Here is a 25,831-nt window from a genome sequence, read left to right on the forward strand (position 1 = left end):
GGCCAAGGCACCGAAGCCCGAAAGAAAGCCGCTCAGGCTTGCATGCCCGGAAACTTCGAACGCCCCTCTGGCGACATTCGCCATCGCGACATCGGGAAGCAGGTCGCGGGGAAGGCCCACCGTCGCCTGCTTGTCGTCCGCCACGGTCTTTGCGTTCTTCGCCTTCAGCATCCAGCCCGGCGAACGCATGTCCGTCGGCACCTCCGTCCCGCGCTGGCGCCTGTTGTCGAACCTTCGCACGACCTTGCTTACGACGGCAGCGGCGTCAGGCCACGCGGACAGGGTCGCCCAGAATTCGATGGCGGACAAACTCGACGCGATCACCGGCAAGGTCCCGGCAAGCAACGCGCGCTGAGCCTGCTCGGCAGCCATGAACTTCATCACGAGTCCCAGCTTCGCCTTCTCGCTCGCCGTGAGCTTCTTCAGCAGCACGCCGTACATGTTCACGCCGTGGTAGCCGAGCGTCAACGGACTCAGGAGATCACCGGCACCCTGCAGGTACGGCATGGCGTCGGACACCCCGTCGGGCGCGAGGCTTCCGGCCTCCTTCAGCGCACTGGACACGACGCCGCCCACATAGTTCCTGGCATGCCGAGCCGTCGTCTGCACCTCGCCCGGCTTGTGCGGCTCATGGCCCGTCCGGCGCTTGCCGGCCAGGCGCTGAAAGACCTTCCTGGCCCGGCTGCCGTGAGCTTTCAGGTCCTCCAGTCGCTGCTCCCGGTGGCCCTTCACCGGTTGCTCCTTTCCGCCCAACATCGTCATGGCGATCGCGAACTGCCCGTCGCTCCCGTTCGGCTTGAGCAATCCCTTCTTGACCAGCCGGCGCGCCTGTCGCGCGAACAGCGGCGCGAGTTCGGTCAGCAGTACCGACATCAGCTCCAGATGATCGGCGAAGCCTTGGAAGAACTGCGTATTCCCCCATGTGAATTCAGCTTCACGCGCAGGGAACAGCATTTCGCAGATCGCATCCCAGTCGGGCTCCGGCAATCGCGACGTTAGCGAGCGCCCTTCTCCTTGGGCATAGGCAGAGATGAACTCTGCATAGGAGGACACACCCAAGCCCGGTGAATGAGGCGGGACCGATGCATTCGATCCCGGAGGCACCTCTTGTCTGGAGTTGCCTCCGATCTGCCGCTTCTGAGGGGGCGCGGTGTCCATGGGCTTCATCGTGAGACCCCGCCGGYGAAGTCGAAGCCGATGGGCGCCGCCGCGCGCGGCCCGTCATCCAGCCCGTCCAGTTCACTCTGCACGGCATCGAACCAGGAGGGCATGCGCAGCGTCAGCAGCCGCAGCAGGTCGTCCTCGCCTTCGAGCGCATCGACAGCAAGGAGCGCGATACCGATCACGTGACCGCTCTGCGGGTGCAGCGCCAACGTCAACGGCGCATCCTCGGCACGCCGCAGGTTGAGTTCGAGCAGGCGGCGAAGCGATGCCACGCTGCCTCCGTCGGGCAGCGGCCCCATGTCCACCACCAGCCGGAGTTCGCCGTCATCACCGCACCCAAGCAGCACATCGATGCCGGCGACGTTCAGCAGCCCGCGATGCAGCAGATCGGGCAGATCCTCCAGCTCCAACTGATGGGCCAGGCGGGCCATCAATGCATCAAATCGTTCTCGACTCATCGGGAATTCCTTCTTGGGGATTCCCTCCCTGGTTCACGCCCCCGTGTGGGAGCGCAAGCTGTGTGTCAGATCGCAGTGCAGCAATTCCAGGCGAAGGCCAGACGGATGGCCCGCCTCCCTGCGCTGCGGCTGCAATTCCGCACAGGTCGGCCGGCATCCAGGCATCCCCGGCGCGAACGGACTTTCGGGTTTCCACGTAGAGTTCGGGGCTTCGTCCGCCTGTCCTCCCCCACCCCGTGAACCTTCCCTTGCTCGCCCTGGCCGCCGCCGCATTCGGCATCGGCACCACCGAATTCGTGATCATGGGATTGCTGCCGGATGTCGCCCGCGACTTCGGCGTCACCGCGCCGGTGGCCGGCATGCTGGTCTCCGGCTATGCGTTCGGCGTGACGATCGGCGCGCCGATCCTCGCGATCCTCACCGCCAAGTGGCACCGCAAGCGGGCGCTGGTCTCGCTGATGGGCTTGTTCATCCTCGGCAACGCGCTGTGCGCGATCGCGCCGAACTACGAGTTCCTGATGGTCGCGCGCGTCGTCACCGCGTTCTGCCATGCCGCCTTCTTCGGCATCGGCGCGGTCGTCGCGGCCGGGCTCGTGCCGCACGAGAAGCGGGCGCAGGCCGTCTCGCTGGTGTTCACCGGCCTCACGGTGGCCAACATCCTCGGCGTGCCGCTGGGCACCGCGCTCGGCCATGCGGCCGGCTGGCGCTCGACGTTCTGGGCGGTCACCGGCATCGGGCTGGTCGCCATCACCGCGCTGTGGCGCTGGCTGCCGTCGGCGCTGCCCGCGCAGGAGGGCAGCATCCTGCGCGAGTTCCGCGCGATCGCCCGCTTCCAGGTGCAGTGTTCGTTGCTGATCAGCACGCTGGCCTCGGTCAGCATGTTCACCGTGCTGACCTACATCGCCTACATCCTGCGCGACGTCACCGGCTTCTCGCCCGACCAGATCAGCTGGGCGCTGATGCTGTTCGGCGGCGGCATCACGGTGGGCGGCCTGCTCGGCGGGCGGCTGGCCGACTGGCGGCTGATGCCGGCGATGGCCGGCCTGTTCGCCTGCATCGCGCTGGTGCAGTTGACCTTCTCGTGGACCGCCCCCTTCGCGCTGCCGGCGATGGTGACGCTGTTCGTCTGGGGCATCGTCTCGTTCGCGATCGGCCCGGCCGCGCAGGTGCGGGTGCTCGACACCGCGGTCGGCGCGCCCAACCTCGCCTCGACGCTGAACCAGGGCGCCTTCAACCTCGGCAACGCCGGCGGCGCCTGGCTCGGCGGCCTGCTGATCGCCGCCGACCGGCCGCTCACCGACCTGTGCTGGCTGGGTGCCGGCGTCGCGGTGCTGGCGCTCGGGGTGGTGCTGGTGTCGGCGCAGATGGACAAGCCGCGCCGGCTGGCGACTGCCAAGGCTGCTTGACGATCATCTTTCATATGAGTAATCTGCTACCCAATAAGTGATTTATTGGGTAGCAGAATGGCCGTCATCAACGCGACGCCGCTTGAAGTCAGCACCGCGGTAGCGCAACTGGGGCAGAACATCCGCCTGGCCCGCATTCGCCGGCGCATGAGCCAGGACGAACTGGCGCAGGCCTGCGGCATCACCCGCAAGACGCTCTATGCTCTTGAGACGGGCCATCCAGGCGCGACCATCGGCACGGTCTTCTCGGTGCTGTGGAAGCTGGGGCTGATGGGCACCACGACGGCGCTGGCCGATCCAGATGCTGACGAGCACGGCAAGATCCTCGAGGCAGCGCGCCGGCCCCGGCGCGCACGCCAGCCGGCCGCCGGCGACAACGACTTCTGATCACCCATGGCCACCGGCGAGCAGTCCTGCTACGTCTACATCCAGTTGCCCGGTACGCTGGAAACAGTGCCCTGTGCATCGCTCAAGGTGCGCAGCGTCGGCGCGGGTGCGCACGAGGGAACGTTCACCTACGGCAGGCGCTACCTGGAGCGCAGCGACGTGGTCCCGCTGGACCCGTTCCACCTTCCGCTGACCACGAGGCCGCGGCGCTTCACCAAGCTCAAGGGCCTTCCCGGCGCCGTCCGCGACGCGAGCCCGGATGCGTGGGGCCGGCGCGTCATCCAGGCGAAGCTGGCGCAGCCCGAGGCATCCATCCCGGAGATGGCGTACCTGCTCAACGGTCCCGACGATGGCGCGGGCAACCTGAGCTTCGGCCTCACGGTTCAGCCTCCGGCACCGCGGCGCCCCTTCAACCGCACGCACCAACTCCAGGCCCTCATCGAGGCGGCCCAGGCGCTGGAGGCCGACGGCCGATTGCCGCACGAGGTGCTGGAAGCGCTGGAGCCCGGCACGAGCATGGGCGGTGCACGCCCCAAGGTCGCGGTCGAGGACGATCACAGGGTCTGGCTGGCCAAGCTGCCCGAGAAGGGCGACCGGCACAACGCCCAGCGCATCGAATACGCAACGCTCGAACTGGCCCGCGCTGCCGGCCTGCGCGTCTGCGGCGCCAGGATCGAACGGGTGGGATCCAGCGAGGTCCTGATGCTGGAGCGCTTCGACCGCGCGTGGAACCCGCRGGCCCAGGCCTACGCTCGTTTCGGCCTGGTGTCCGGTCTCACGGTGCTCGATGCGGAGGACGGCTACCTCGGCCGCGAGCGCTGGTCATACCCGTTGCTGGCCGACGAACTGCGCCGCTGGTCGGTCAAGAGCGCCGAAGACCGGCGCGAGCTGTTCCGCCGGATGGTGTTCAACGCGATGGTCACCAACAACGACGACCATCCGCGCAACCACGCGATGCTGCAGATGCAGGGTGGCTGGCGGCTCTCGCCCGCCTATGACATCGTGCCGGTGCCGATGGTGTCGCAGGAGCGCCGGGACCTGGCGCTGGAGGCGGGGCGGTTCGGCCGCGCGGCGAGCCTCTACAACCTGCTGTCGCAGTGCGAAGCCTTCGGGCTCGGCGTCGACGACGCGAAGGCGATGGTCGAGTCGATGCTCGGCGTGGTCAGCGGCTGGCGCGAGTTCTTCGCCGCACGCGGCGTCGAAACCCGTTCGATCGAGATGCTGGAGCAAGCCATGCTGCCGGCATCGTTCCATCGCGACGAGCCCGCGCAGTCCGTCTGAGCCTTCAAGCGGAGACGCGTGGGGTGGAAAAGAGCGGGCGGTGTTGCGCGGCGGGGCGGGTGGCCGGAGGGGATGGGGGCGACTTCTTCGTGCAGTCGGCCCGCCGTCGTCCATCGCGAGGAACATGCCCCACGCGATGCCGCTGCCCAGCAGCAGCAGCGCCGCAAGGCCGAGCATGATCCAGCTGAAGATGGCCATCAGGGGTGCGGGGAGTTGAGGTTGAAGGGTGTCACCACGCCGGAGCCAACGCAGCAAGACCCGCCGGCGCTTCGCGTTCGTCCTCGAAGCTGACGATCTCGTAGCTCGACGCATCGGCCAGCACCGCGCGCAGCAGCTTGTTGTTCAGCGCATGGCCCGACTTGTACGCGGTGTACGCGCCGATCAGCGGATGGCCGGCCACCTGCATGTCGCCGATCGCGTCGAGGATCTTGTGCTTGACGAACTCGTCGTCGTAGCGCAACCCGTCGGAGTTCAGCACGCGGTAGTCGTCGACGACGATCACGTTGTCCATGCTGCCGCCCAGGCCCAGCCCGCGCGAACGCATCATCTCGACATCCTTCGTGAAGCCGAAGGTGCGGGCGCGCGCGATGTCGCGCTTGTAGTGGCCCGAGCCCATGTCGAACACCACGCGCTGGCCGGTCTGGTTGACCGCCGGGTGGTCGAAGTCGATTTCGAACGTGAGCCGGTAGCCGCTGTACGGCTCGAGCCGCACCCACTTCAGTTTCGGCCCCTCGCCCTCGCGCACCTCGACCGGCTTCAGGATGCGCATGAAGCGCTTCGGCGCATCCTGCAGCTCGATGCCGGCCGACTGCAGCAGGAACACGAACGATGCAGCCGAGCCGTCGAGGATCGGCACCTCTTCGGCCGTGATGTCGACGCGCAGGTTGTCGATGCCGAGCCCGGCGCAGGCCGACAGCAGGTGCTCGATGGTGTTGACCTTCGGCGCGCCCGGGTCGCCGTTCAGCGACAGCGTGGTCGCCATGCGCGCCTCGGAGATCGACAGCACCGCCACCGGGATGTCGACCGGCGTCGGCAGGTCGATCCGGCGGAACACGATGCCGGTGTCGGGCGGCGCCGGCCGCAACGTCAGCTCGACGCGCTGGCCGCCGTGCACGCCGACGCCGACGGCGCGCGTCAGGGACTTGAGGGTGCGTTGGGCAAGCATCCGCGGATTCTATTCAGTGGGCGACCCAAGCACGCTTGGATCGCCCTAACGCCTTGATAGCGAGCACCAACCTCAATCGGCTTGCTTGCGCAGGAACGCAGGGATTTCAATTTCATCCATCCCGTTGCTCGCCAGCGCATCCACCTTCGCCGCGGCCGTGCGGCCGTTGCGCCAGACGCTCGGCACGCTCAGGCTGCTGTAGTCGTGCGCGCCGCCGCCCGGCGGGTTGACCGGCTGCGTCAGCACCGGGATGTTGTCGGTGCCGGTGCGCTGCGCGACCTGCGTGTGGACCACGCTGATCGGCGCGGCGACGCGCTTGGCCGGGCTCAGGCCGGTGGCGATCACCGTGACGCGCAGCTGGTCGCCCAGGCTCTCGTCGTAGGCGGTGCCGTAGATCACGTGTGCATCGTCCGCGGCGTAGCGGCGGATGGTGTTCATCGCGTTGCGGCTCTCGCTCAGCTTGAAGCTGCCCTTGCCGGCAGCGATCAGCACCAGCACGCCGCGCGCGCCGGACAGGTCGATGCCCTCCAGCAGCGGGCAGGCCACCGCCGCATCGGCCGCCTTGTGCGCGCGGTCCGGGCCGCTGGCCGTGGCCGTGCCCATCATCGCCTTGCCCGGCTCGCTCATCACCGTCTTCACGTCCTCGAAGTCGACGTTGACGAGGCCCGGGATGTGGATGATGTCGCTGATGCCGCCGACGGCGTTCTTCAGCACGTCGTTGGCATGCGCGAAGGCCTCGTCCTGCGTCACGTCGTCGCCGAGCACGTCGAGCAGCTTGTCGTTCAGGATCACGATCAGCGAATCGACGTTGGCTTCCAGCTCGGCCAGGCCCGCGTCGGCCGCCTTCATCCGGCGGTTGCCTTCGAAGTCGAACGGCTTGGTGACCACGCCGACCGTCAGGATGCCCATCTCCTTCGCGATGCGCGCGATCACCGGCGCGGCGCCGGTGCCGGTGCCGCCGCCCATGCCGGCGGTGATGAAGAGCATGTTCGCGCCCTTGATCGAGTCGCGGATGCGGTCGACCGCTTCTTCCGCCGCGGCGCGGCCGGCCTCCGGCTTCGCGCCGGCGCCGAGCCCGGTGCTGCCGAGCTGGATCAGGTGGTGCGCCGTCGAGCGGTTCAGCGCCTGCGCGTCGGTGTTCGCGCAGACGAATTCCACGCCTTGCACGCCGCGCGAGATCATGTGGTCGACCGCGTTGCCGCCGCCGCCGCCGACGCCGATCACCTTGATCTGCGTGCCCAGGTCGAAGTCTTCGATCATTTCAATGGCCATGGTGTTCTCCAATCCTTGTTGCAGTTGCCGTTCTGGGGTGGGACTCTGATGAGTCCTCGTCTGGTGTGTTGTTGTTCTTCATGGGGGATGCCTGCTGCCACCGAGCGCGAGGCCGAGGCATGCGTGAGTGCTTGTCTTCATGCGTTGTCTCCGTGGTGTGTCAGAAGTTGCCGAGGAACCAGTCCTTGGCGCGACCGAAAAGCGTCTTCACCGAGCCGGCCTGCTGCGCGGCCTTGATGCCGCGCGCACGGCCGAGCCGTGCCTCCTCGAGCAGGCCCATCACGGTGGCCGAGCGGGGGTTCGCCACCATGTCGTGCAGCGAGCCGTGGTACGTGGGAATGCCCTTCCTCACCGGCTTCAGGAAGATGTCCTCGCCGAGCTCGACCATGCCCGGCATCACCGCCGCGCCGCCGGTCAGCACGATGCCGCTGGACAGCAGCTCCTCGTAGCCGCTCTCGCGGATCACCTGGTGCACCAGCGAGAAGATCTCTTCGACGCGCGGCTCGATCACGCCGGCCAGCGCCTGGCGGCTCAGCATGCGCGGCGGCCGGTCGCCCAGGCCCGGCACCTCCAGGTTCTCGCTCGGGTCGGCCAGCAGCTGCTTGGCGACGCCGTACTCGACCTTGATCTCCTCGGCATCCTTGGTCGGCGTGCGCAGCGCCATCGCGATGTCGCTGGTGATCAGGTCGCCGGCGATCGGGATCACCGCGGTGTGGCGGATCGCGCCGTCGGTGAAGATCGCCACATCCGTGGTGCCGGCGCCGATGTCGACCAGCGCCACGCCCAGGTCCTTCTCGTCCTCGGTCAGCACCGCATGGCTGGACGCGCTCGGGTTCAGCACCAGCTGGTCCACCTCCAGCCCGCAGCGCCGCACGCACTTCACGATGTTCTCGGCCGCGCTCTGCGCGCCGGTCACGATGTGCACCTTCACCTCGAGGCGGCCGCCGCTCATGCCGATCGGCTCCTTGACCTCGTGGCCGTCGATCACGAACTCCTGCGGCTCGACCAGCAGCAACCGCTGGTCGTTCGGGATGTTGATCGCCTTCGCGGTCTCCACCACGCGCGCCACGTCGACCGGCGTCACCTCCTTGTCGCGCACGATCACCATGCCGGTGGAGTTCTGGCCGCGGATGTGGCTGCCGGTGATGCCGGTGTAGACGCGCGTGATCTTGCAGTCGGCCATCATCTCGGCCTCCTTCAGCGCCTGCTGGATGCTCTGCACCGTCGCGTCGATGTTGACCACCACGCCGCGCTTCAGGCCGTGGGCCGAGGCGATGCCGAGCCCGGCGACGCGCAGCTCGCCGTCGGGCAGCACCTCGGCCACCACCGCCATCACCTTCGCGGTGCCGATGTCGAGGCCGACCACCAGGTCCTTGTATTCCTTGGCCATGTTCCGTGTCACCCTCTCATTTCCGTCTGCCGGGGGCCGCAGCCTCCAGCGTCGTGGTGATGCCCTTGAGCCGCACCGCATAGCCTTCGTTGTGGCGCAGGTCGGCGTAGACCAGCGGCCGCTGGTAGCGCGCGATCACCTGCGGCAGCGTGCCGAGGAATCGCTCGACGCGCGCCTGCATCTCCTGATCGGTGCCGCGGCCCAGTTCGACCTCGGCGCCGCTGTCGAACTCCGCACGCCACGAGCCGCGCCCGCTCAGCGACAACGCGTCCATCTCGAGCTCCTGCCGCGCGAACAGCGGCGCGAGCCGGCGGTACATCGCGAGCACCTGGCCCRAGCTGCCGTCCGGGCCGGCCAGCGTCGGCAGCCGGTCGTCTTCCACGTCGCCGAGGTTGGCCTCGAACACCTCGCCCTCGGTGTTGACCAGCTTGTCGCCGTCGTCCTGCGACCACAGCGCCGCGGCGCGGTGCTCCTGCAGCGACACCGCGATCCGGTTCGGCCACACGCGGCGCACGATCGCGTGGCGCACCCACGGCACCGATTCGAACGCGCGCTGGCCGCGCCCGAGGTCGAAGGTGAAGAAGTTGCCGGCCAGCTGCGGCAACGCATTGGCGCGGATCGTCGACACGCTGTTGCGCGCCAGGTCGCCCTCGACGCGGATCGCACGGATCGCGAACACCGGCTGGCGCGACAGCCACAGCATCAGCAGCGCCATGAAGATCGCCGCGGCCAGCACGAAAAGCGCCGACGCGCTGGCGTTGAGCAGGCGCACGTCCACCGGCAGCTCGGCGGCCGGTGTGCGGTGGAGTGCGGCGGTGTGGCGCATGCGGTTGGGGTGCGGTCAGGCCTTCGCGGTGTCGAGCGTGGCCAGCGACAGCAGGTAGGCGCACAGCTGCTCGTAGCTGATGCCCGCGGCCTTGGCCGACATCGGCACCAGCGAATGCGAGGTCATGCCCGGCGAGGTGTTCATCTCGAGCAGGAAGGGCTGGTTGTCGCGCTTGCGGATCATCAGGTCGGCCCGACCCCAGCCGCGGCAGCCGAGCGTGCGGTAGGCCTGCACGACGATGCGCTGGATCTCGGCCTCCAGCGCGGCATCGAGCCCGCTCGGCACGTGGTACTGCACGACGTCGGTGAAGTACTTGTTCTGGTAGTCGTAGGCGCCCTCGGGCGCGGCGATGCGGATCACCGGCAGCGCCCGCGCGCCGGCGCCGCGGCCGAGCACCGGGCACGTCACCTCGGCACCGTCGATGAACTCCTCGCACAGCACGTCGGGGTCGTACCTGGCCGAGAGCGCGACCGCATCGGCCATGTCGGAGTAGCCCTGCACCTTGCTGACGCCGATCGACGAGCCCTCGCGCGGCGGCTTCACGATCAGCGGCAGCCCGAGCTCGTCGGGCACCGCCTGCACCTGGGCGCGGTCCTGGCGGTCGGGCGCGAGCCACACGTAGCGCGGCGTCGGCAGGCCGTCGGCCAGCCAGATGCGCTTGGTCATCACCTTGTCCATCGCGATCGCCGAGGCCATCACGCCGGAGCCGGTGTACGGCACGCCCAGCAGTTCGAGCGCGCCCTGCACCGTGCCGTCTTCGCCATGGCGGCCGTGCAGCGCGATGAAGCAGCGCGCGAAGCCTTCGTGCTTCAGTTCGGCGAGTTCGCGATCGGCCGGGTCGAAGGCATGTGCATCGATGCCTTGCGATTGCAGCGCGGCCAGCACGCCGCCGCCGGACAGCAGCGAGATCTCGCGCTCGGCAGAGCTGCCGCCCATCAGCACGGCAACCTTGCCGAGCGACTTCGGATCGATGGGAGTCTTCGGGTTCAACGGGCTGGACATCACACGCCCTCCTTCAACAGTTCGAGCACCTGGCCCGGCACGGCGCCGATCGAGCCGGCGCCCATCGCGATCACGACATCGCCGTCGCGGGCCTGCGCGGCGATCGCCTCGGGCATCTGCGCGATGTCGTCGACGAAGATCGGATCGACCTTGCCAGCGACCCGCAGCGCGCGCGCCAGCGAGCGGCCGTCGGCGGCGACGATCGGCGCCTCGCCGGCGGCATACACCTCGGCCAGCAGCACCGCATCGGCGCTGCCCATCACCTTGACGAAATCCTCGAAGCAATCGCGCGTGCGGGTGTAGCGGTGCGGCTGGAACGCAATCACCAGGCGACGGCCGGGGAAAGCGCCGCGCGCCGCCGCGATCACCGCGGCCATCTCGACCGGGTGGTGGCCGTAGTCGTCGATCAGCGTGAAGTTGCCGCCGCCGTTGGCGCTGCGCGCCGCCGGGTCGCCGTAGCGCTGGAAGCGCCGGCCGACGCCGCGGAACTCGGCCAGCGCCTTGACGAGCGGCGCATCCGGCAGCTCCAGCTCGGTGGCCACGGCCACCGCCGCGAGCGCGTTCAGCACGTTGTGCTCGCCCGGCAGGTTCAGCGTGATCGCGAGGTCCGGCAGCACGACGCCGTTGCGGCGCTGCACCGTGAAGCGCATCTGCCCGCCCGGCAGCGCCTGCACGTCGACCGCGCGCACCTGCACGTCGGCGCCGAGCCCGTAGGTGACGACCGGGCGCGACACCATCGGGATGATCGAGCGCACGCCCGGATCGTCGCCGCACAGGATGGCCGCGCCGTAGAACGGCATGCGGTGCAGGAACTCGACGAAGGCCGACTTCAGCTTCGCGAAGTCGTGCCCGTAGGTGTCCATGTGGTCGGCGTCGATGTTGGTGACGACCGACAGCACCGGCAGCAGGTTCAGGAACGAGGCGTCCGACTCGTCGGCCTCGACGACGATGTAGTCGCCCGAGCCGAGCCGCGAGTTCGCGCCGGCCGCGTTCAGCTTGCCGCCGATCACGAAGGTCGGGTCGACGCCGGCCTCGGCCAGCACGCTGGTGACCAGCGAGGTGGTGGTCGTCTTGCCGTGCGTACCGGCGATCGCGATGCCCTGCTTCAGGCGCATCAGCTCGGCCAGCATCACCGCGCGCGGCACCACCGGCACGCGCCGGCTGCGTGCGGCGATCACCTCGGGGTTGTCGCCCTTCACCGCGGTCGAGGTGACAACCGCCTCGGCGCCGGCGATGTTCGAGRCGTCGTGCCCGACGAACACGCGGATGCCCAGCGACGCCAGGCGTTGCGAGGTGGCGCTGTCACTCTGGTCGGAGCCGGAGACGGTGTAGCCGAGGTTGTGCAGGATCTCGGCGATGCCGCTCATGCCCGCCCCACCGACGCCAACAAAGTGGATGTGCTTGACGGCGTGCTTCATGCCACCAGCCTTTCGAGTTCATTCGCCACGCGCGCAGCGGCGTGGGGTCGGGCGAGGGCTCGCGCCTTCGTCGCCATCGTGTTCAGTGCCTCGCGCGTCAGGCCCTTCAACAGGTCGGCCAGGCGCTGCGGGTTCAGTTCGGATTGCGGCAGGTGCAGGCCGGCACCGTGCTGCGCGAGCCACTCGGCGTTGTCGCGCTGGTGGCTGGTGGTGCTGACGACCAGCGGCACCAGCACGCTCGCGACGCCAGCGGCGCACAGCTCGCTGACCGTCACCGCACCGGCGCGGCAGACGATCACGTCGCAGGCCGCCAGCCGCGCCGCCATGTCGTCGATGAAGGGCAGCACCTCGGCATCGATCCCGGCCGTCGCGTAGGCGGCGAGCACCAGGTCGAGCTGCGCGGCGCCGGTCTGGTGCGTGACGCGCGGGCGCGCCTGCGCCGGCAGCAGCGCGAGCGCCTGCGGCAAGGTCTCGTTCAGCACCTTCGCGCCGAGGCTGCCGCCGACCACCAGCACCTGCAGCGGGCCGCTGCGGCCGGCGAAGCGCTCGGCCGGCGGCGCCAGTGCCTCGATCTCGGCGCGCACCGGGTTGCCGGTCACGACGCCGAGCTTTGTCTGCTGTGCCGCCGCGCCGTCGAAGCCGAACGCGATGCGATCGGCCACCGGCAGCAGGCTCTTGTTGCTCATCAGCAGCGAGGCATCGGCATTCACCAGCATCAGCGGCTTGTTCAGCAGCGAGGCCATCAGCCCGCCGGGGAAGCAGACGTAGCCGCCCATGCCGAGCACCGCGTTGGCGCGGCGGCGGCGGATGATCTGCAGGCAGCTCCAGAACGCGCCGAGCAGGCGCAGCCCGCCGGTCAGCGTGTGCAGCAGGCCCTTGCCGCGCAACCCGCTGAACGTGATCGCATCCATCGGGATGCCGCTCGGCGGCACCAGCCGGTTCTCCATGCCGTGCGTGGTGCCGAGCCAGCTGACCGACCAGCCGCGGCTCTGCATCTCGCGCGCGACCGCGAGGCCCGGGATGATGTGGCCGCCGGTGCCGGCGGCCATCACGACGAGGTGCCTGGAGGCCGTGCTCATGCGCGCGCTCATGCCCGTCCCCCGCGCATCATCTGGCGGTTCTCGATGTCGACCCGCACCACGATCGCCAGCGCGATCAGGTTCATCAGGATCGCCGAGCCGCCGTAGCTCATCAGCGGCAGCGTCAGCCCCTTGGTCGGCAGCACGCCCAGGTTCACGCCCATGTTGATGAAGGCCTGCCCGCCCATCCAGATGCCGATGCCCTGCGCGAACAGGCCCGCGAACACGCGATCCAGCGCGACCGCCTGGCGGCCGATGTGGAACACCCGGCGCGACAGCCAGAAGAAGGCCGCGATCACGCAGGCCACGCCGATGAAGCCGAGCTCCTCGCCGATCACCGCCAGCAGGAAGTCGGTGTGCGCCTCCGGCAGGTAGTGCAGCTTCTCGACGCTCGAGCCGAGGCCCTGCCCCAGCACCTCGCCGCGCCCGAACGCGATCAGCGAATGCGACAGCTGGTAGGCCTTGCCCAGCGTGTACTTCTCGTCCCACGGGTTCAGGTACGCGAAGATGCGCTCGCGCCGCCATTCGCTGAAGGTGATCATCAGCACGAAGGCGCCGACCAGCACCGCGGTGATCAGGAAGAACATCCGCCCGTTGACGCCGCCGAGGAACAGGATGCCCATCGCGATCGCCGCGATCACCATGAAGGCGCCCATGTCCGGCTCGGCCAGCAGCAGCAGGCCCACCACCGCGACCGAGATCGCCATCGGCATCACCGCGCGGAAGAAGTTCTCCTTCACCTCCATCTTGCGCACCATGTAGTTGGCGGCATAGAGCGCGATCGCCAGCTTGGCCAGCTCCGACGGCTGGAAGTTCGTGAAGAACAGCGGGATCCAGCGCCGCGCGCCGTTGACGCCCTTGCCGACGTGCGGGATCAGCACCAGCACCAGCAGCAGCAGCGAGGCGGCGAACAGCCACGGCGCGCACTTCTCCCACAGGCTGACCGGCAGCTGCACCACCACCACCGCGGCGACCAGCGCGACGACGATCGACAGGATGTGGCGCACCAGGAAATGCGTCGGCGCATAGCGCGTGAACTTCGGGTTGTCGGGCAGCGCGACCGAGGCCGAATACACCATCACCATGCCGAGCGCGAGCAGCGCCACCACCACCCACACCAGCGGCTGGTCGAAGCCCTGCAGCTGCACCGGCTTGTTCGCCGACGCACCGGTCCAGTCGCGGATCGGCACCGACCCGTCGCGCTTGAACAGCGCTAGCACGCGCTCCTTCAGCGCGTCGAATCCGGAGCGGGCCGTTGCCGTGCTCATGCCTCGCTGCCCCCTTCCGCGGCGATCGCCCGCACCTCGTCGCAGAACACCTGCGCGCGGTGCGCGTAGTTGCGGAACATGTCCAGGCTCGCGCAGGCCGGGCTCAGCAGCACCGCATCGCCGGCGTGGGCGCGCGTGAAGGCCCAGCGCGTCGCGGCCTGCAGCGTCTCGTGGCGCTCGACCGTGATGCCCGAGCCCTGCAGCGCCTGCTCGATCGCCTCGGCATCGCGGCCGATGGTCGCGACCGCGCGCACGTGCTGGCGCACCGGCGCGAGCAGCGGGCCGAAGTCCTGGCCCTTGCCGTCGCCGCCGAGGATCATCACCAGCTGGCCGGGCGCCTTGTCGGCACCGAGCCCGTTGATCGCCGCGACCGTCGCGCCGACGTTCGTGCCCTTGCTGTCGTCGTAGGCCTCGACGCCCTCGACCAGCGCGACGAACTCGACGCGGTGCGGCTCGCCGGTGTACTCGCGCAGGCCGTGCAGCATCGGTGCGAGCGGGCAGCCGATAGCAGTCGCAAGGGCGAGCGCCGCCAGCGCGTTGGCCGCGTTGTGGCGGCCGCGCACGCGCAGCGCGTCGGCGGGCATCAGGCGCTGGATGTGCAGCTCTTCCTCCTCGACCGCGCCCTTGCCGCGGCCCTTGGGTTTGGCGGTCTCGTCGGCTTCCATCGCGCGCACCAGCCAGGCCATGCCGTTCTCGTGGACCAGGCCGAAGTCGCCGGGGCGCTTCGGCGCGTCGAGCCCGAAGCGCACGACGTGGCGCTCGATCGGCTTCGCAAAACGGCCCTTGCCCGGAAGGGGCGCCGGCACCATCGCCTCGACCGCCGGATCGTCGCGGTTGATCACCATCACCGCGGTCCTGCCGAAGATGCGCGCCTTCGCGCCGGCATAGGCCTTCATGTCGCCATGCCAGTCGAGGTGGTCCTGCGTGACGTTCAGCACCGTCGCGGCACCCGGCTCGAAGCCCTGCACGCCGTCGAGCTGGAAGCTGGACAGCTCGAGCACCCAGACCTCGGGCAGCGACTCGAACACCGGGCCGGGCGGCGGCGGCGGGATCAGGTGCGGCGGCGGGCCGCCCCCCATCGGCATCTCGACGTCGTCGGGCACCTCGGGCGGCAAGGCGGCGATCTCCTCGACCGCGGCGTCGAGCACGTCGTCACCGATCGGTTCGGTCACCGGTTCGGGCACCGGCTCCGGACCGAGCTCCACCGCCGCCACGGCGTCGCCGGTCACTTCGGCCGGCAGCGCCTCGGGCGGGCTTTCGGAGATCGCCTCGACGGCGTTCTCGATCACCGCATCGCTGACCGGATCCGTCGGCACCTCGGCCACGTCCTCGAGCGCCGCCTCGTCCGGCAGTTGCTCGACCAGTGGCGCCGGCTCGGCGTCCAGCGCCTCGGCCAGCGTCTGCAGCATCGTCGGGCCGATGTTGCCGGCGGTCGCGACGCGGCGGCCGGTGCGGGCGATCAGTTGCGAGGCCATCGCCGTCGTCGTGGTCTTGCCGTTGGTGCCGGTGATCGCGATCACGCCGGGTGCGTAGCCCCGCTCGGCCTTCAGGTCGGCGAGTGCGCGCGCGAACAGGTCGAGCTCGCCCTGCACCAGCACGCCGGTCTCGAACGCCAGCTTCAGCAGCGGCTCGACGCGCGGGTCGCGCGGCCCGAGGCCGGGGCTCTTCAGCACCAGCTTCACGCCCTGCAATTGCGCCGGCTCGAGCGGCCCGGCCAGCAACACCGCGCCGGGCACGTGCTCGGCCAGCGCCGCCGCGTGCGGCGGGTTCTCGCGCGAATCCCACACCTGCACCTGCGCGCCGAAGCGGGCGCACCAGCGCGCCATCGCGAGCCCCGATTCACCGAGGCCGAGCACCAGCACGTGGAGGTCTTTCAGGTGGTTCATCGGGCGTTCACCGCAGCTTCAGGCTGGCGAGCCCGACCAGGCACAGCAGCATCGTGATGATCCAGAAGCGCACCACGACCTGCGTCTCCTTCCAGCCCGACTTCTCGAAGTGGTGGTGCAGCGGCGCCATCTTGAAGATGCGCCGGCCCTCGCCGTAGCGCGCCTTCGTGAACTTGAACCAGGCCACCTGCAGCATCACCGACAGCGCCTCGGCGACGAAGATGCCGCCCATGATCGCGAGCACGATCTCCTGGCGCGTGATCACCGCGATGGTGCCGAGCGCGCCGCCCAGCGACAGCGCGCCGACATCGCCCATGAAGACCTGCGCCGGGTGCGTGTTGAACCACAGGAACGCGAGCCCCGCGCCGGCCATCGCCGAGCAGAAGATCAGCAGCTCGCCCGAGCCCGGGATGTACGGGAACAGCAGGTACTTCGAGTACACCGAGCTGCCGGTGACGTAGGCGAACACGCCCAGCGCCGAGCCGACCATCACGACCGGCATGATCGCGAGGCCGTCCAGCCCGTCGGTGAAGTTCACCGCGTTGCTGCTGCCGACGATCACCAGGTAGGTCAGGATGATGAAGCCGAACACGCCCAGCGGGTAGCTGATGCTCTTGAAGAACGGCACCATCAGGTCGGCCTTGGGCGGCAGGTCGTTCGAGAAGCCGCTCTGCACCCAGCGCAGGAACAGCTCCAGCACGCGCAGGTTGGAGGTCTCCGACACGCTGAACGCGAGGTACAGCGCCGCCACCAGCCCGATCAGCGATTGCCAGAAGTACTTCTCGCGCGAGCGCATGCCCTCGGGGTTCTTGTGCACCACCTTGCGCCAGTCGTCGACCCAGCCGATCGCGCCGAAGCCGAGCGTCACCAGCATCACGATCCAGACGAAGCGGTTGCTCCAGTCGAACCACAGCAGCGTCGAGATGCCGATGCCCAGCAGGATCAGCACGCCGCCCATCGTCGGCGTGCCGCTCTTCGCCAGGTGGGCCTGCACGCCGTACTCGCGGATCGGCTGGCCGATCTTCAGCGCGCTCAGGCGACGGATCACCATCGGGCCGAACGCGAGGCCGATCAGCAGCGCGGTCATCGCCGCCAGCACCGCACGCATCGTCAGGTACTGGAACACCCGCAGGAACCCGAGCTGGTCGGGGTAGGCACCCTGCAACCACTGGGCAAGACTAAGCAGCATCGTTCGATCCTCTGGTATTGCCATTGCCAGGTACTTCGGCGCCGCTGCGCTGCAGCGCGGCCACCACCTGTTCCATCTTCATGAAGCGCGAGCCCTTCACCAGCACCGCGGCACAGGCCGGGGCCGCCGGCAGCGCGGCGATCAGCGCCGCCACGTCGTCGAAGTGGCGCGCACCGGCGAAGGCCTCGGCCGCATGGCGGCTCAGCGTGCCGGCCGTCCACAGCGATTCGATGGCGCGCGCCTGCGCGAACGCGCCGATCTCGCGGTGGAAGGCCGGGCCCTGGTCGCCGACCTCGCCCATGTCGCCCAGCAGCAGCCAGCGCGGGCCGGGCAGCTGCGCCAGCACCTCGATCGCGGCACGCGCCGAATCGGGGTTGGCGTTGTAGGTGTCGTCGACCAGCGTGACCGCCTCGCCGTGCACCCGCGCGGTCTTCAGCTGCGAGCGGCCCTTGACCGGCTCGAACGCCGCCAGCCCCCGCACGATCGCCTCCAGCGGGCAACCCGCGGCCAGCGCGCAGGCGGTGACGGCCAGCGCGTTCTTCACGTTGTGGCGGCCGGCGATGCGCAGGTCGGCCGCCTGGAAGCCGGCCGGGGTGTGCAGCATCAGCGACCAGTGGTCGCCGACCCATTCGGCATCGCAGGTCACGTCGGCCGCGCCCTGCAGCGCGAAGGTGAGCGTCGGGCGCGACGCGGCCAGCGCATGCCAGACCGGCGCGTAGTCGTCGTCGGCCGGGAACACCGCGACGCCGGTCGGCGGCAGCGCCTCGATCACCGTGCCGTTCTCGCGCGCCACCGCCTCGACGGTGGCCATGAACTCCTGGTGCTCGCGCTGCGCGTTGTTGACGAGCGCGACCGTCGGCGCGGTCATCGCCGCCAGCGTGGCGATCTCGCCCGGGTGGTTCATGCCGAGCTCGACCACGCCGGCGCGGTGCCAGCAGGTGTCGTCCTGGCGCAGGCGCAGCAGCGTCAGCGGCACGCCGATGTCGTTGTTGAAGTTGCCCTGCGTCGAGAACGCCGCCTCGCCGAGCCAGGCGCGCAGCACCGACGCCAGCATCTGCGTGACGGTGGTCTTGCCGTTGCTGCCGGTCACCGCGATCAGCGGCAGCGCGCAGTGCGCGCGCCACGCGGCGGCCAGCTGGCCGAGCGCGGCCTTGCTGTCGGCCACCTGCAGGCCGGGCAGGCCGCTGCCGTCGGCGACGAGGCCGCGTTCGGCGATCGCCGCGACCGCGCCGGCGGCCCGCGCCTGCGCGAGGAAGTCGTGCGCATCGAAGCGCTCGCCGCGCAGCGCGACGAACAGGTCGCCCGGCTGCAGCGTGCGGGTGTCGGAATGCACGCGCGCGATCGGCAGCGCGCCGTCGCCGACCAGCGTCGAGCCGGGCAGCAGCGCGTGGGCTTGCGCGAGCGTCATCATCATGGCGCGCTCCCGTCGTCGAGCGACGAGAGTGGTGCAGGCGCGGACGGCGCCGGCTCCGGATCGAGCACCGCCAGCATCGCCTGCGCCTCCAGCACGTCGGAGAACGGGTGCTTGACGCCGGCGATCTCCTGCTCGGCCTCGTGGCCCTTGCCGGCGATCAGCACCACGTCGCGCCCGCCGGCGTGGTGCAGCGCGTGCGCGATCGCCACGCGGCGGTCTTCGAGCACCGTCGCGTTCAGCGAACTGGCCATGCCCTCGACGATCTCGCGCAGGATCTGATCCGGCGCCTCGTTGCGCGGGTTGTCGCTGGTGACGACGATGCGGTCGGCGAGCCGCTCGGCGATGCCGCCCATCAGCGGGCGCTTGGTCGCATCGCGGTTGCCGCCGCAGCCGAACACCACCCACAGCAGGCCGCCGCGTTCGCGGGCGAACGGGCGCAGCGCGTACAACGCCTTCTCGAGCGCATCCGGCGTGTGCGCGTAGTCGACCACCACCACCGGCTGGGTCGGTTCGGCGTCGACGCGCTCCATGCGCCCGGGCACCGCGCTCAGCTCGGGCACCACCGCGACGATGTCGGCCAGCGCGAGGCCCATCGCCCGCAGCCCGCCGATCACGGCCAGCAGGTTCGACACGTTGTAGTCGCCGATCAACCGGCTGTGCACGTCGACGGCCTCGTCGCCCTCGCGCAGCGTGAACGTGAGGCCGCCGTCGGCGTAGTGGATGTCCTGCGCACGCAGCCGGGCCACGTCGCGCGCGCTGTAGGTCCACAGGTCGAGTCCGCCGCCGGCCAGCTCGCCGACCAGCGAGGCGCCCTGCTCGTCATCGACGTTCAGCACCGCGGCGCGCAGCCCCGGCCACGAGAACAGCTGGCGCTTGGCGGCCCAGTAAGCGTCCATCGTGCCGTGGTAGTCGAGGTGGTCGCGCGTGAAGTTCGTGAACAGCGCGACCTCGACATGCGTGCCGGCCAGCCGCTGCTCGACGACACCGATCGACGAGGCCTCGATCGCGCAGGCCTGGAAGCCCTCGTCCGCGAACTGCCGGAACGCGAGCTGCAGCGTCACCGGGTCGGGCGTCGTGAGGCCGGTGGACACCACCTGCGCATCGGGCACCGCACTCGTCGGCGGCTCGCCGACGCCCAGCGTGCCGATCACGCCGCAGCGCGCACCGAGCAGGCTCAGCGCCTGCGCCGTCCACCAGGCGGTCGAGGTCTTGCCGTTGGTGCCGGTGCTCGCGACGATGCGCAGGCGCGTGCTCGGTTCGCCGAAGAAGCCGCCGGCCAGTTCGCCGGTGGCGGCCTTCAGGTCGGGCAGCGCCGAGACCGTCTGCGGATCGAGCTCGAACGCGGTGGAGCCGTCGGCCTCGACCAGGCAGGCCACCGCGCCGGCGGCCAGCGCCTGCGGCACGAACTGCCGTGCATCGACGCCATAGCCCGGCCACGCGATGAAGGCGTCGCCCGGCCGCACGCGGCGGCTGTCGGTCGCGAGCCCGCGCACGCCGCGCGCAAGCAGCCACGCGAGCGCCGACTCGACGCTCGCGTGATGGATGAGGGTGGGTGCCTGGCTCATCAGAAACTCTCTTCCTCGGCCTGCAGCGCGTGAGTCACGATCTGCGGCCGCACCTCGATGTCGGGGGGTTCCCCCATCGAGCGCAAGGTCTGTTGAACGACTTCACTGAACACCGGTGCGGCCACGTCGCCGCCGAAATACTTGCCGTTGCTGGGCTCGTCGACCATCACCGCGACGATGATGCGCGGCTTGCTGATCGGCGCCAGGCCGACGAACCACGAGCGGTACTTCTTCTCCGCGTAGCCCTTGCCTTCCTGCTTGTACGCGGTGCCTGACTTGCCGCCCACCGAGTAGCCGGGCACCTGCGCCTTCGGGGCGGTGCCGCCTTCGAGCGTGACGAGGTGCATCATCTCGCGCACCTGCTTCGCGACCTTCGGCGAGATCACGCGGATGCCGGCCGGCGTGGGCGTATCCACCTGCCGGTTCTTCACCAGCGACACCGGGATCAGCTCGCCGTCGTGCGCGAACACCGTGTAGGCGCGCGCGATCTGGAACAGCGAGGCCGACAGCCCGTAGCCGTAGCTCATCGTCGCCTGCTCGATCGGCCGCCACGACTTGTACGGGCGCAGCCGGCCGGTCACCGCGCCGGGGAAGCCGATCTGCGGTTTCTGGCCGAAGCCGACCTGCGAGTACAGCTCCCACATCTCGCGCGGCTGGAACTGCATCGCCATGCGCACCGCGCCGACGTTGCTCGATTTCTGGATCGTCTGCGACACCGTCAGGTCGCCGTGAGCATGCGAATCGGTGATCACCGAGCCGGCGAAGTTCAGGCGGCCGGGGGAGGTCTGCAGCACGGTGTCGGGCGTCACGCGGCCGGTCTCGAGCGCCCAGGCGGCGATGAACGGCTTCATCGTCGAGCCGGGCTCGAAGGTGTCGGTCAGCGCGCGGTTGCGCAGCTGCGCGCCGGAGAGGTTCTTGCGGTCRCCCGGCGCGTAGCTCGGGAAGTTCGACAGCGCCAGCACCTCGCCGGTCTGCGCGTCGAGCACGACGACGCTGCCGGCCTTGGCCTTGTTCTCGTTGACCGCGTCGCGGATGCGCTGGTAGGCGTAGAACTGCACCTTCGAATCGATCGACAGCTCGATGTCGCGGCCGTCGACCGGCGCGACGCTCTCGCCGATGTCCTCGACGACGCGGCCGAGCCGGTCCTTCACGACGCGGCGCGTGCCGTTGCGGCCCTGCAGCTCCTTCTGGAACGCGAGCTCGATGCCTTCCTGGCCGTTCTCCTCGACGTTGGTGAAGCCGACGACATGCGCCGCGGCCTCGCCCTCGGGGTACTTGCGCTTGAACTCGCGCACCTGGAACAGGCCCTTGACGCCGAGGCCGAGCGCGTCCTTCGCGACCTGCTCGTCGACCTGGCGGCGCAGCCAGACGAAGTTCGGGCTGTCGTCGAGCTTGCCGGCGAGTTCGGCCGGCGTGTAGCCGAGCAGCTTCGCGAGCTGGGCGCGCTGCTTCTTGTCGGCCTCGAACTCCTTCGGGATCACCCACAGCGACGGGGCCGGCACGCTGGACGCGAGGATCATGCCGTTGCGGTCGATGATGCGGCCGCGGCTGGCCGACAGGTCGAGCGTGCGCGCGTAGCGGATCTCGCCCTGCTTCAGGAAGAAGTCGTTGCCGATGATCTGCACGTAGACGGCGCGGCCGACCAGCACGCAGAAGCCCAGGCCGACCAGGCCGACCAGGAACTTCGAGCGCCACGGCGGCGTCTTCGACGCGAGCAGCGGGCTGGTCGAGTACATGACGCTGCGCACGTTGACCGCGCCGGCGCGTGCCGGGTTCGGCCGGGCATCGCCGCCGAGCTGGCGGATCTTGTCGATCCAGCTCATCTGGCAGCTCCCGAGGCGGCGGGCGCGTACGCGACGTATTGCGTGACGGCCGGCGTGGCATTGCGCATCGCGAGCTTGTCGCGCGCGACGCGTTCGACGCGCAGCGGCGTCGCCTGCGATTGCTTGTCGGCCAGCAGCCGCTCGTGCTCGATCTCGAGCTGGTGCGCTTCGGTGGCGGCGCGGTCGACCTCGGCGAAGAGGCGCCGCGCGTCGTACGAGACGCGCACCAGGTAGATGCTGCTGGCGATCAGCGCGATGAGCAGCACGAGGTTGATGCGGGTCATGCCGGCACCTCGGTGCGCTCGGCGATGCGCATGATGGCCGAGCGCGAGCGCGGGTTGGCGCGCACCTCGGTCTCGGACGGCTTCACGCGGGCGATCGCCTTCAGCCGGCTCGGCCGTTCGGGTGCGAACGGGGCGCGGCGGTCGAACTCGCTCTTGCTTTCGCGCGCGATGAAGTTCTTCACGATGCGGTCTTCGAGCGAGTGGAAGCTGATCACGACGAGCCTGCCGCCCGGTGCCAGCAACCTGAGGGCCGCGTTCAGCCCCTGTTCGAGCTCCTCAAGCTCGGCGTTGACGAAAATCCGAAGAGCTTGAAATGTGCGCGTTGCAGGATCCTGGCCCGGCTCGCGGGTCTTGACCGCACCAGCCACGACGTGGGAAAGCTCTGCGGTGGTGCGAACTGGATGCCCGCCCTCGCGCCGAGCAACAAGCGCCTTTGCAACCGATACAGCAAACCGTTCTTCCCCATAGTCGCGTACCACCTCTGCAATGTGGCGCTCGTCGGCGCGGGCCAGAAAATCCGCAGCGCTTTCGCCGCGGGTCGTGTCCATGCGCATGTCCAGCGGTCCGTCGAAGCGGAAGCTGAAGCCACGTTCGGGGTTGTCGATCTGCGGCGACGAGACGCCCAGGTCGAGCAGCACGCCGTCGACGTGCGCGATGCCGAGTTCGGCCAGCACCTCCGACATGCCGCCGAAAGGCGAGTGGTGGATGGAAAAACGCGGGTCATCGACCCGCGTTGCGCCCGACGCTGCCGCGGCGATGGCATCCGGGTCGCGATCGATCGCCACCAGCCTTCCCCCGGGCGCGAGCCGGCCGAGCAGCAGGCGCGAGTGGCCGCCGCGGCCGAAGGTGCCGTCGACATAGATGCCGTCGGCGCGCGTGAACACGCCGTCGACGGCCTCGTCGAGCAGGACGGTCTGGTGCTGGAAGCTCTCGGTACTGCGGCTCATGGCGTCTAGCCCTGGAAGTCCTTGAGCGAATCCGGCATCTCGGATTGCAGGACCTTGGCTTCCTGTTCAGCGTAGACGAGCGGATCCCACAGTTCCAGCCGGCTGCCCATGCCCATCAGCAGCACATCCTTGGTCAGGCGGGCGGCGGCACGCAGCTCGGGGGAGATCAGCACGCGGGACGAGGCGTCGATCTCGACATCCATCGCGCTGCCGAGAAAGATGCGCTTCCAGCCGTCGGCCGACATCGGCAGCGCCACCAGGCGCTCGCGGAAGGCCAGCCACACCGGGCGCGGAAACACCAGCAGGCAGCCCGCCGGGTGCTTGGTCAAGGTGAGCTGGGGCCCGGCATCGGCGAGCAGGACATCGCGCTGGCGGGCCGGGACGGTGATCCGCCCCTTCCCATCCAGCGTCAACGCTGAGCTGCCTTGAAAGCCAAATTCCGCCACAAAAACCCACCAAAGTGCACTTTGCACCACTCTAGCGGATGGTTCCTAGAAGGTCAATGAGAGGTGCAAGAAAAAATCAATGAAATCAAGAACTTAGGATTGACCCTAAAATCTGCCGAATGAAAATGGTTGTAAAAGCAAGGACTTACAGAAGGCTGTGAAAGCTTTGGATGAAAGGGAAGCTGCGGCCGTCGAACCATGCCGCTTGTCGATGTAATGATAGATGTTGACAAAACAGCGTCTTTTGTGATGTTCTATGAGTATGCCCAAGACTGCCCGCGCCCTCCTCCAGTTGCCACCCGCCACGGCGGCCGCCATTGAAAAACTGGGCGCCGACCTGGCGGTGGCGCGCCTGCGTCGCAAGGAGTCGCTGAGATCCTGGGCGCAGCGCCTGGGCATCACCGTCTCCACCCTCCAGCGGCTCGAGGCCGGCGACCCGTCCGTCGGCATCGGCATCGTGGCGACCGCGCTGTGGCTCATCCAGCGCGACGGCGAACTGAGGCAGTTGGCGGCGCCCGAACACGACCAGGGCGCCATCGAACTGGATGTGCGCGAGGCCGTCGAGCTGGGCCGTGCCCGGGCCCAGGCGTCCGCGGAGGCACGCCTGCGCGCCGCACCCAAGGGAAAGGACTGAGACATGCGCCTCGACGACCTGCACCTCTGGTACCTGGGCGACCCGGACGCGCCGCGCCACGTCGGCGCGCTGAAGCTCGTCTCCGCCGGCAAGGGCGTGTCGCTGCACTACGGGCGGGAGTGGCTGCTCGATGGATTCGCGCTCAGCGAGGACCTTCCGCTCGTGGACAACGAGTTCCTGCCCCCCGGCCGCCTGGCCACGGACGGGCAGCGCGCCGTCGGCGCGGTCGACGACGCGCGGCCGGATCGATGGGGAGAAAAGGTCATCCGCTTCGTCGACAAGCCCCAGCGCCTGTCGTTGATGGAGTACCTGTACTACGCCGGTGACGACCGGTTCGGCGCGCTCGGCGTTTCCACGTCGTCGAGCGCCTACAGCCCGCGCGCCGCGGGTCCGCTGCCGCGGCTCGATGACGTGCAGCAGCTCAGCGAGGTGGTCGCCAAGATCGAAGCCTCGGAGCCCCTCAACGCGCTCGAGGCGAGGATCATTGCCGGTGGCGGCAGCCCGCTCGGCGGCGCCAAGCCGAAGGCCCTCATCGAGATCGGCGGAGAACAGTGGGTCGTCAAGTTCTTCAACAACGAACCCGTCGACACGCCGCTCATCGAGCACGCGACGATGACGCTGGCCCTGCGCGCGGGCATCACCGTGGCCCGCACGCAGGTGATCCGCCTGTCAGACGCGAATGCGATCGCCGTTCACCGCTTCGACCGCGCACCGGGCCGGCGCATCCACAGCATCTCGGCAGGCACCGCCATCCGCGCGGCCACCGCCTCCGGCGCCGAACCCGAGATGGGCTACCCCGAACTCGCGCGAATCCTGCGCCGCATCGGCGTCACGCAGGACGACACGAACCAGCGCGACGCGCGCGAACTGTTCCGCCGGATGGTCTTCAACATCCTGGTGGACAACACCGACGACCACGAGAAGAACCACGCGCTGCTGGTCATGAACCCCTTCGCCCAGGGCCGCCTGACACTGGCGCCGGCCTATGACGTCCTGCCGACGAACTCGGGGCAGGGCTACCAGGAGTTCATCTGCGGCGCCCAGGGCCGCGACTCGACGCTCGACAACGCGATGTCGCAGTGCGATGCCTTCGGCCTGCTGCCTGCGGAAGCGGCGGCCGACGTGCTCGCCGTCATCGAGGTCGTGAACACCTGGCAGCAGCATTTCGCACAGAGCGGCGTGACCGCGCGCGACATCGCCAGCCTGGCCGAGCGGCTCGATGGCGACGCGCTGCTGAGCCAGCGCAGCAGCTTCGACCCGGCCCGGTATCGGGCCGCGCCCACCCGGCGGAAAAGGCCCAGCCCGTTTTTACGTCGATGAAACTGCGCCGCTGACACCCGAACCAGCGGGTGGTGGGCGAACGGTTCCGCTCATCCCTTGATACCTCCTGCGGTCAGCCCCGAGATCATCCACTTCTGCGCGAGGATGAACACCACCGTGATCGGCAGCCCCGACAGGATGGCGGCGGCCGCGAAATCCCCCCACAGGTACTTCTGGTCGTACAGGAACAGCTTGGAGCCCACCGCC

At 69.3% G+C, this 25,831-nt stretch carries 23 protein-coding genes; 5 read left to right on the forward strand and 18 right to left on the reverse strand.

Annotated features, from left to right (window positions below):
* The coding region (locus AC1DXV_RS16920) for a hypothetical protein (protein ID WP_477934631.1) at positions 1-1,158 on the reverse strand (1,158 nt) is incomplete at its 3' end.
* Positions 1,159-1,163: 5 nt separating this feature from the next.
* Positions 1,164-1,622, reverse strand: coding sequence for a type III secretion system chaperone family protein (locus tag AC1DXV_RS16925; RefSeq protein ID WP_477934633.1), 459 nt, complete (start codon positions 1,620-1,622; stop codon positions 1,164-1,166).
* Positions 1,623-1,858: 236 nt separating this feature from the next.
* Here AC1DXV_RS16925 and AC1DXV_RS16930 point away from each other — a divergent pair, with 236 nt between their 5' ends.
* The 3 genes from AC1DXV_RS16930 to AC1DXV_RS16940 are packed head-to-tail and all read left to right on the forward strand — an operon-like array spanning position 1,859 to position 4,696.
* A complete protein-coding gene (locus tag AC1DXV_RS16930) occupies positions 1,859-3,028 on the forward strand; it encodes an MFS transporter (protein ID WP_477934635.1) in 1,170 nt (389 codons plus the stop codon).
* A gap of 57 nt (positions 3,029-3,085) precedes the next feature.
* Positions 3,086-3,415 carry a helix-turn-helix transcriptional regulator gene (locus AC1DXV_RS16935; RefSeq protein WP_477873138.1) on the forward strand — a complete coding sequence of 110 codons (330 nt, stop codon included), beginning with the start codon at positions 3,086-3,088 and terminating at the stop codon, positions 3,413-3,415.
* A 6-nt stretch (positions 3,416-3,421) separates the two neighbouring features.
* Positions 3,422-4,696 (forward strand): type II toxin-antitoxin system HipA family toxin, encoded by a 1,275-nt coding sequence (locus tag AC1DXV_RS16940; RefSeq protein ID WP_477934637.1) that lies wholly within the window; start codon positions 3,422-3,424, stop codon positions 4,694-4,696.
* Between the two features lie 229 nt (positions 4,697-4,925).
* Here AC1DXV_RS16940 and lpxC read toward each other — a convergent pair whose 3' ends face one another.
* The 16 genes from lpxC to AC1DXV_RS17020 all read right to left on the reverse strand — a co-directional run bounded on the left by lpxC (position 4,926) and on the right by AC1DXV_RS17020 (position 23,670).
* Entirely contained in the window at positions 4,926-5,861 is a 936-nt protein-coding gene (gene lpxC / locus AC1DXV_RS16945; protein WP_047505748.1) for a UDP-3-O-acyl-N-acetylglucosamine deacetylase, read from the reverse strand.
* Between the two features lie 72 nt (positions 5,862-5,933).
* Positions 5,934-7,133 (reverse strand): cell division protein FtsZ, encoded by a 1,200-nt coding sequence (gene ftsZ, locus AC1DXV_RS16950; protein ID WP_047505983.1) that lies wholly within the window; start codon positions 7,131-7,133, stop codon positions 5,934-5,936.
* Positions 7,134-7,293: 160 nt separating this feature from the next.
* Positions 7,294-8,523, reverse strand: a complete 1,230-nt coding sequence (ftsA, locus tag AC1DXV_RS16955; protein ID WP_056813079.1) for a cell division protein FtsA — start codon at positions 8,521-8,523, stop codon at positions 7,294-7,296.
* A 16-nt stretch (positions 8,524-8,539) separates the two neighbouring features.
* Complete coding sequence (locus tag AC1DXV_RS16960; protein ID WP_477934640.1) at positions 8,540-9,349, reverse strand: cell division protein FtsQ/DivIB; 810 nt, start codon at positions 9,347-9,349, stop codon at positions 8,540-8,542.
* 15 nt (positions 9,350-9,364) lie between these two features.
* The gene (locus tag AC1DXV_RS16965) at positions 9,365-10,351 is read right to left on the reverse strand and encodes a D-alanine--D-alanine ligase (protein ID WP_477867089.1); all 987 of its coding nucleotides are present in this window, start codon (positions 10,349-10,351) and stop codon (positions 9,365-9,367) included.
* A complete protein-coding gene (gene murC, locus AC1DXV_RS16970; protein WP_477934642.1) occupies positions 10,351-11,769 on the reverse strand; it encodes a UDP-N-acetylmuramate--L-alanine ligase in 1,419 nt (472 codons plus the stop codon). Before murC ends, AC1DXV_RS16965 begins: the two co-directional genes overlap by 1 nt.
* A complete protein-coding gene (gene murG, locus AC1DXV_RS16975; RefSeq protein ID WP_477934644.1) occupies positions 11,766-12,848 on the reverse strand; it encodes an undecaprenyldiphospho-muramoylpentapeptide beta-N-acetylglucosaminyltransferase in 1,083 nt (360 codons plus the stop codon). Before murG ends, murC begins: the two co-directional genes overlap by 4 nt.
* A gap of 8 nt (positions 12,849-12,856) precedes the next feature.
* On the reverse strand, positions 12,857-14,116 hold the full coding sequence (ftsW, locus tag AC1DXV_RS16980; RefSeq protein WP_477868216.1) for a putative lipid II flippase FtsW: 1,260 nt from the start codon (positions 14,114-14,116) through the stop codon (positions 12,857-12,859).
* Entirely contained in the window at positions 14,113-16,002 is a 1,890-nt protein-coding gene (murD, locus tag AC1DXV_RS16985; protein ID WP_477868218.1) for a UDP-N-acetylmuramoyl-L-alanine--D-glutamate ligase, read from the reverse strand. The genes ftsW and murD overlap by 4 nt, the downstream gene beginning before the upstream one ends.
* 7 nt (positions 16,003-16,009) lie before the next feature.
* Positions 16,010-17,191: a phospho-N-acetylmuramoyl-pentapeptide-transferase gene (gene mraY / locus AC1DXV_RS16990; protein WP_477868220.1), complete on the reverse strand. Its 1,182-nt coding sequence runs from the start codon at positions 17,189-17,191 to the stop codon at positions 16,010-16,012.
* A complete protein-coding gene (locus tag AC1DXV_RS16995) occupies positions 17,181-18,602 on the reverse strand; it encodes a UDP-N-acetylmuramoyl-tripeptide--D-alanyl-D-alanine ligase (protein ID WP_477934648.1) in 1,422 nt (473 codons plus the stop codon). The genes mraY and AC1DXV_RS16995 overlap by 11 nt, the downstream gene beginning before the upstream one ends.
* On the reverse strand, positions 18,602-20,170 hold the full coding sequence (locus AC1DXV_RS17000) for a UDP-N-acetylmuramoyl-L-alanyl-D-glutamate--2,6-diaminopimelate ligase (RefSeq protein ID WP_477871582.1): 1,569 nt from the start codon (positions 20,168-20,170) through the stop codon (positions 18,602-18,604). The genes AC1DXV_RS16995 and AC1DXV_RS17000 overlap by 1 nt, the downstream gene beginning before the upstream one ends.
* Entirely contained in the window at positions 20,170-21,993 is a 1,824-nt protein-coding gene (locus AC1DXV_RS17005) for a peptidoglycan D,D-transpeptidase FtsI family protein (RefSeq protein WP_477934646.1), read from the reverse strand. The genes AC1DXV_RS17000 and AC1DXV_RS17005 overlap by 1 nt, the downstream gene beginning before the upstream one ends.
* The gene (ftsL, locus tag AC1DXV_RS17010) at positions 21,990-22,277 is read right to left on the reverse strand and encodes a cell division protein FtsL (protein WP_477870884.1); all 288 of its coding nucleotides are present in this window, start codon (positions 22,275-22,277) and stop codon (positions 21,990-21,992) included. The genes AC1DXV_RS17005 and ftsL overlap by 4 nt, the downstream gene beginning before the upstream one ends.
* The gene (gene rsmH, locus AC1DXV_RS17015) at positions 22,274-23,224 is read right to left on the reverse strand and encodes a 16S rRNA (cytosine(1402)-N(4))-methyltransferase RsmH (RefSeq protein ID WP_477870886.1); all 951 of its coding nucleotides are present in this window, start codon (positions 23,222-23,224) and stop codon (positions 22,274-22,276) included. The genes ftsL and rsmH overlap by 4 nt, the downstream gene beginning before the upstream one ends.
* 5 nt (positions 23,225-23,229) lie before the next feature.
* Positions 23,230-23,670: a division/cell wall cluster transcriptional repressor MraZ gene (locus AC1DXV_RS17020; RefSeq protein ID WP_047505735.1), complete on the reverse strand. Its 441-nt coding sequence runs from the start codon at positions 23,668-23,670 to the stop codon at positions 23,230-23,232.
* Between the two features lie 262 nt (positions 23,671-23,932).
* Between AC1DXV_RS17020 and AC1DXV_RS17025 the strand changes: the two genes are divergently transcribed.
* Both AC1DXV_RS17025 and AC1DXV_RS17030 read left to right on the forward strand, forming a co-directional pair.
* Entirely contained in the window at positions 23,933-24,304 is a 372-nt protein-coding gene (locus AC1DXV_RS17025) for an XRE family transcriptional regulator (protein WP_477870888.1), read from the forward strand.
* A gap of 3 nt (positions 24,305-24,307) precedes the next feature.
* The gene (locus AC1DXV_RS17030) at positions 24,308-25,624 is read left to right on the forward strand and encodes a type II toxin-antitoxin system HipA family toxin (protein ID WP_477870890.1); all 1,317 of its coding nucleotides are present in this window, start codon (positions 24,308-24,310) and stop codon (positions 25,622-25,624) included.
* The last annotated feature ends 207 nt before the right edge of the window (positions 25,625-25,831 follow it).

Source organism: Rhizobacter sp. P3_C12 (genome assembly GCF_056402735.1).

What these genes read in the sequence shown, in the direction of transcription:
- AC1DXV_RS16935 (WP_477873138.1), top strand. Translation starts at nt 3,086, where the DNA reads ATGGCCGTCATCAACGCGACGCCGCTTGAAGTCAGCACCGCGGTAGCG.
- lpxC (WP_047505748.1), bottom strand. Translation starts at nt 5,861, where the DNA reads ATGCTTGCCCAACGCACCCTCAAGTCCCTGACGCGCGCCGTCGGCGTC.
- ftsZ (WP_047505983.1), bottom strand. Translation starts at nt 7,133, where the DNA reads ATGGCCATTGAAATGATCGAAGACTTCGACCTGGGCACGCAGATCAAG.
- ftsA (WP_056813079.1), bottom strand. Translation starts at nt 8,523, where the DNA reads ATGGCCAAGGAATACAAGGACCTGGTGGTCGGCCTCGACATCGGCACC.
- AC1DXV_RS16965 (WP_477867089.1), bottom strand. Translation starts at nt 10,351, where the DNA reads ATGTCCAGCCCGTTGAACCCGAAGACTCCCATCGATCCGAAGTCGCTC.
- murG (WP_477934644.1), bottom strand. Translation starts at nt 12,848, where the DNA reads ATGAGCACGGCCTCCAGGCACCTCGTCGTGATGGCCGCCGGCACCGGC.
- ftsW (WP_477868216.1), bottom strand. Translation starts at nt 14,116, where the DNA reads ATGAGCACGGCAACGGCCCGCTCCGGATTCGACGCGCTGAAGGAGCGC.
- murD (WP_477868218.1), bottom strand. Translation starts at nt 16,002, where the DNA reads ATGAACCACCTGAAAGACCTCCACGTGCTGGTGCTCGGCCTCGGTGAA.
- mraY (WP_477868220.1), bottom strand. Translation starts at nt 17,191, where the DNA reads ATGCTGCTTAGTCTTGCCCAGTGGTTGCAGGGTGCCTACCCCGACCAG.
- AC1DXV_RS16995 (WP_477934648.1), bottom strand. Translation starts at nt 18,602, where the DNA reads ATGATGACGCTCGCGCAAGCCCACGCGCTGCTGCCCGGCTCGACGCTG.
- AC1DXV_RS17000 (WP_477871582.1), bottom strand. Translation starts at nt 20,170, where the DNA reads ATGAGCCAGGCACCCACCCTCATCCATCACGCGAGCGTCGAGTCGGCG.
- ftsL (WP_477870884.1), bottom strand. Translation starts at nt 22,277, where the DNA reads ATGACCCGCATCAACCTCGTGCTGCTCATCGCGCTGATCGCCAGCAGC.
- rsmH (WP_477870886.1), bottom strand. Translation starts at nt 23,224, where the DNA reads ATGAGCCGCAGTACCGAGAGCTTCCAGCACCAGACCGTCCTGCTCGAC.
- AC1DXV_RS17025 (WP_477870888.1), top strand. Translation starts at nt 23,933, where the DNA reads ATGCCCAAGACTGCCCGCGCCCTCCTCCAGTTGCCACCCGCCACGGCG.
- AC1DXV_RS17030 (WP_477870890.1), top strand. Translation starts at nt 24,308, where the DNA reads ATGCGCCTCGACGACCTGCACCTCTGGTACCTGGGCGACCCGGACGCG.